At 66.1% G+C, this 5,689-nt stretch carries 3 protein-coding genes; all 3 read left to right on the top strand.

The window, feature by feature from the left end:
• A partial coding sequence (locus tag ACLFQI_RS10905; RefSeq protein WP_410759276.1) for a helicase-related protein occupies window positions 1–1,898 on the top strand: 1,898 nt, incomplete at its 5' end.
• A gap of 87 nt (window positions 1,899–1,985) precedes the next feature.
• Complete coding sequence (locus ACLFQI_RS10900) at window positions 1,986–2,183, top strand: hypothetical protein (protein WP_410759274.1); 198 nt, start codon at window positions 1,986–1,988, stop codon at window positions 2,181–2,183.
• A gap of 31 nt (window positions 2,184–2,214) precedes the next feature.
• Window positions 2,215–5,673, top strand: coding sequence for an Eco57I restriction-modification methylase domain-containing protein (locus ACLFQI_RS10895; protein ID WP_410759272.1), 3,459 nt, complete (start codon window positions 2,215–2,217; stop codon window positions 5,671–5,673).
• Window positions 5,674–5,689 lie beyond the last annotated feature (16 nt).

The following is a 5,689-nucleotide window of genomic DNA, read 5'->3' as shown; positions in this document are numbered from 1 at the left end:
AGCGCCGCCGCATCGATCTCACCGCCGGCGACTGGGACGAGCAGCGCGTCTTTCCCCGGCACGAAACAACTGAGCATGCCTATCGACTCTCGGCCCCGCACCTGGATTTCCAAGAGGCCGTCTTGGACTATTGCTTCGCTGTCGTCTCCAAAGTCGGCGAAGGCCAGCGTGAGCGTCGGCTCGCATTCTGGGGCACGCTGGCGCTGATGCGCTGCGTTGGCTCATCGCCGGCTGCCGCGCTGAGCGCCTTGCGCAATCGCGCCACCAGCGAGGCCGAGCGCCTGGAGCCACAGCTCTACGACGAGGACAGCGACGATGAAGATGCCGTGGACCTCGAGCCGAGCACCGAATTTGGCACTGACGCCGGTGCCGACGTCGATCCGGCCCTGCGCGATCTGATCCAGCGCGCCGAGGACCTAGCCGAGCAACCCGATCCCAAGCTCAAAGCACTGATCGCCGCGCTCAAACCGCTGCTCAAGCAAGGTGCCAATCCGGTGGTCTTCTGCCGTTACCTGGCTACCGCTGAGCAGGTGCGTGCTGGCCTACGCAAGGCCTTCCCCAAGCTAACGATCGAGGCAGTGACCGGCGTCCTGACCCCGGACGAGCGCCGCGATCGGGTCGCGGGCATGGCCCCGGAGGACGATGACAGGGATCAGGACAAGCCCAATCAACGCCTGCTGGTCGCTACTGACTGCCTATCGGAAGGCATCAACCTCCAACAATTGTTCGATACCGTCATCCACTTCGACCTGTCTTGGAATCCGACCCGCCACCAGCAACGCGAAGGGCGGGTCGATCGCTTCGGTCAGCCTGTCGATCTGGTGCGCTCGCTCATGATGTTCTCGCCGGACAGCGCCATCGATGGCGCTGTGTTGGATGTGATCCTGCGCAAGGCCAAAGAGATCCGCAAAGCCACCGGTGTCACCGTACCGCTCCCCGACGAGCGTGGCCCGGTCACCGATGCGCTGATGGCGTCGATGCTGCTCCGCCGTGGTGGCCAGAAGGGCCAGCTCGCGCTCGATTTGGGGCTGGACCAAGGCACCCAGATCATGGCGGCACGCTGGCGTGACACGGCCGAGAACGAGAAGAGATCCCGCGCGCGCTTTGCCCAGAATGCGATGAAGCCACGCGAGGTCGCGCCGGAATGGGACAAGGCCAAGGCACTGCTCGGCTCCCCGGCCGATGTGCGACGCTTCATCGAACAGGCGATGTCCCGCTTCGGCGTTCCGCTCGAACCGCGCAAGTCGGTCTTGCTGGCCCATGTCCATGCCCTCGACGCTGGGCTGAAGGAGCGTCTGGCCGATCGCGATCTGACGCACTCCATCTGGCTCGCCACAGCGGAGCCGGCACCTGCGGGCAGCGCCTTGCTCACCCGCACCCATCCGCTCACCGCCACCTTGGCCGAGGCCCTGGTCGAGGCCTCATTGGAGCCCGAGACACTGCTGGGGCTCGGCATCGGCCGGGTCGGCGCCTGGCCGACCCCGGCGGTCGAGAAGCCAACCCGCCTGGCGCTGCTGCGCATCCGCTACAAGCTCAGCGTTCACAGTCGCAAGGAGCGCCTGCTGCTGGCAGAGGAGGCGGCCTTGGTCGCGCTCCAGGGCGAGACCCTCATCGCCTCGGGCGAAGTCGCGCGCAAGTTGCTGGATACCCCCGCCAGCGCCGATCTCGCACCGATCGCCCGCGAGCGTTTCGTCGCTCAGGCGCGCGCCGATCTACCCGGCTTGCTGGAAGGTCCAGTGGCCGAACATGTGCGCGACAGGGCGAACACCCTGAGCCAGGATCATGCCCGACTGCGGGCGGCGACAGGCTCTGGTGCGGGTGCTGCGGCGCGCGTGACTGTGACGGCGGTCACGCCGCCTGATGTCATCGGGTTGTTTGTGCTGTTACCGAGTGACTGAGGTGGGCCCAATGCATCAACACGCGCTTGAATCTGGCAGTGCCAGAGATTATCACGCCGCTCGAGCTTTTTTCGGAGAAAACCGATGATGACGAATGAGCTATTGCGCGAAAAATCGCGCTCCCAAAAATCACTGGATGACGAAGCAAACCATGACCTGAATCGCTACGTGGAAAACAACCGTACCAGCATGAAAGCGATCGAAGATCAATACGCCGTACGCTTCATCTATGGCCGTCCGAGATCAAGACCAAAGGCAACACAAGGGACTGATCACGAACGCTGAATTGACTGCTCATTGACGCAATCGCATCAAAATGCCCCGCAAACCCATCACTGATCTCTCCGCCTGGCCGTCACTGACGCTCGAGGGCAACCTGATCGCCCCGGCGATGATCGCGCAGATCGCCGAGCCCAAGGACGATGCCGCCACGCGCGAAGGCTATGGCATCCGCAAGGGGTTGAGCCTGCGCGAGGAGATCTCGACCGCCTTCCGGGTTGGGCAGGCGCACTTCGACAGCTTCGCCCGGCTCGACAACCCGTCTGCCGAGCGCAGCCGCCGCTTCCTGCACGACTTCCTCAAGGAGACCTTCGGCTTCGACGATCTGCAGCCCGGTGATGGCGTGCTGGCCTGGATCAGCGGTGCTCGCGTGCCGGTCGTGGTGGTGCCGCCCAGCGAAGACCGGCTCGATCGGCGCAGCCCAACCCTCTCGACCGATCGCAACCGCTCCCCGGCCTTCGCCCTGCAGGATGTGCTGAACGAGCAGGATCAGAGCCTCTGGGGGCTGGTCAGCAACGGGCGGCTGATCCGGCTGCTGCGCGACAACGCCTCGCTGACCCGACCGGCCTACATCGAGGCCGATCTGGCGCAGATCTTCAGCAACGAGGACGCCGCCTCCTTCGCCGTCCTCTGGCTGCTGATCCACCGCAGCCGCTTCGGCGCCGCCGGCGCGCCCGCCGCCGATTGCGCGCTCGAGCGCTGGCGCGAGGCCGGCGCGCGCGAGGGCGAGGCCGCTCGCGATCGGCTCGCGGGTCAAGTCCGCCAGGCGCTCAAACTGCTGGGCAGCGGTTTTCTCGAGGCCAACCCGGAACTCGCCAGCCAACTGCACTCCGGCGCGCTCGATCTCACCGACTGGTTCAACGAGCTGCTGCGCCTGGTCTATCGGCTGATCTTCCTGCTGGTGGCCGAGGACCGCAACCTGCTGCATGCCCCTGATCTGAACCAGCCCGCCAGCGCCGAGGCCCGTGCGCTCTATGCCCAAGGCTACAGCCTGCGCCGACTGCGCACCCAGTGCATCCGTGCCAGCACCTGGGACAAACACATCGACCGCTTCGAGGGCATCAAGATCCTCTTTCGCGCCCTGGCCAGCGGCGAGCCGCGCCTGGGTCTGCCGGCGCTGGGCGGACTCTTCGCCGCGGATCGGTTGCCGCATCTGGAGACCGCCCGCCTGCGCAACCGCGCCTTCATGGAGGCCCTCTATCGTCTCTCCTGGCTGGCGGACGAAACCGCCATGGTCCCGGTCAACTGGCGCACCATGGAGACCGAGGAGCTGGGCTCGGTCTATGAGTCCCTGCTGGAGCTGCAACCCCAGCTCGGGGACGATGGCAAGACCCTGCTGTTTGCCGCCGAGGCCGCCGAACAGCGCGGCAATCAGCGCAAGACTACCGGCTCCTATTACACGCCGGATGCCCTGGTGCAGGCGCTGCTCGACACCGCGCTCGACCCGGTGCTGGAGCGCATCGAGGCCGAGGCCAGCGACCCGATCGCCGCGCTGCTCGACCTCAAGCTGATCGACCCAGCCTGCGGCTCCGGGCATTTTCTGCTCGCCGCCGCGCGCCGCATCGCCACCCGTCTGGCCCGTCAGCGCGCTGGCGGCACACCTTCGCTGGCCGACTTCCGCCACGCGCTGCGCGATGTCGCGCGCTGCTGCATCCACGGCGTCGATCGCAACCCGATGGCGGTCGAGCTGACCAAGGTCGCGCTCTGGATCGAGACCGTCGACCCGGGGCTGCCGCTGGGCTTCTTCGACGCCCAGATCCGCTGCGGCGATGCGCTGCTCGGGGTCTTCGATCTGCAGGTGCTGGAGGACGGCTTCCCCGATGCTGCCTACAAGCCGCTGACCGGCGACGACACGCCGCTCGCCAAGTATTACCTCAAGGCCAACAAGGACGCCAAGGTCGGGCAAGGTGGCTTCGACTTCGGCACCGGTCAGGCCGCCATGCCGGTGATCAAGCCGCTGGCGCTGGACTTCTCCGGCCTGCGCGCCCTGCCGGAGGAGACGCTGGCGCAGATCGACGCCAAGGCCGAGCGCTTTGCGGCGTTACGCGAACAGGCCGATTTCGCCCGCGCGCAACTTGCCGCCGATCTCTACATGGCGGCCTTCCTGATGCCCAAGACCGGGCCGCTGCCGAGCGGCGCGGCGGCGCAGCGGGTGCCGACCACGGCGGATCTCTGGGAGCTGCTCAACCGCGCCCAGTTGCCGGCCGGCCTGCGCGACGCGCCCGAGGTCGCCCGCGCGGCCCGCGCCTTTCACTGGCCGTTGGAGTTCCCCGATGTGATGGAGCGCGGTGGGTTTGATGTCGCGGTTGGGAATCCGCCTTGGGAGCGGATCAAGCTGCAAGAGCAGGAGTTCTTCGCCATCCGCGCGCCCGAGATCGCCAAGGCGTCGAACAAGGCGGCGCGGGATCGGCTGATCAAGGCGTTGGCCGCCGCCGAGCCGGACTCGGCGCCGCGCCGGCTGTTCGAGGCGTTCGAGGCCGAGAAGCGGCTCTCGGAGGCGCACTCGGCCTTTGTGCGTGTCGCGGGCGATGAGGGCGGACGCTTCGCGCTGACCGGCACGGGCGACGTGAATACCTATGCGCTGTTTGCTGAGTTGTTCGCCAACATTGCCCGCGAGCGGGCTGGGATCATCGTGCCAACCGGGATTGCGACCGATGCGACTACAGCGCCTTTCTTCGCTCATCTGGCCAGCAACCGCCGGCTGGCGCGGTTGGTCGATTTCGAGAATTCAGCGCCGATCTTTTCCGCGGTTCACCGCAGCTTCAAGTTCGCGCTGCTCACCCTCGGACGCGACGAACCGGCCGCCCATTTCGCCTTCTTCCTCACCGATCCCGCGCAACGGGCCGAACCAGAGCGCAATTTCACCCTCTCGCCTGAGCAGATCGCCGCGATCAACCCCAACACCCGCACCGCGCCGGTATTTCGCTCGCGCGCCGATGCCGAGCTGACAGCCAAGATCTACCGCCATGCGCCGGTGCTGATCGACGAAGGCAAGGGCAAGGAGGGCAATCCTTGGGGCCTGTCGTTTGCGCGATTGTTCGACATGTCGAACGACAGCGGCTTGTTCCGCACCGCCGCGCAACTGACTGGCGAGGGCTGCGTTCGCGAGGGCACCGATTGGCTGCGCGAGGATGCGCGCTATGTGCCGTTGTATGAAGCGAAGATGATCCATCAGTTCGACCACCGCTGGGCGGGCTATGCCGAGAACGGATCGGATGGCGTCGATGTCGGGCCAGCAGAGAAGGGCGATCCCGATTGGGAGCCCGCGCCGCGCTATTGGGTGCCCGAGGCCGAGGTGACGGCCCGGCTGGCGGCAAAAGGCTGGACGCGCGACTGGTTGATGGGGTGGCGGGATATTGCGCGGGCGACGGATGAGCGGACGGTGATTGCGTCGGTGTTTCCTCGTTGTGCTGTCGGGAACCAACTCCCGCTGATGCTGTTTGAGTCGTCCATCTCCCCTAAGACGCTGTATAGGAAGCCACTCAAGCGACTTTGATTATTAGAACTGCAAT

The organism is Halochromatium sp., assembly GCF_046541315.1.
In the GTDB taxonomy this organism is placed as follows: domain Bacteria; phylum Pseudomonadota; class Gammaproteobacteria; order Chromatiales; family Chromatiaceae; genus Lamprobacter.
Note: the sequence above shows the minus strand (reverse complement) of the source record. Positions and strands in the feature narration are given on the sequence as shown.

Coding starts and splice junctions, on each gene's coding strand:
- ACLFQI_RS10900 (WP_410759274.1), top strand. CDS start 1,986: ATGACGAATGAGCTATTGCGCGAAAAATCGCGCTCCCAAAAATCACTG.
- ACLFQI_RS10895 (WP_410759272.1), top strand. CDS start 2,215: ATGCCCCGCAAACCCATCACTGATCTCTCCGCCTGGCCGTCACTGACG.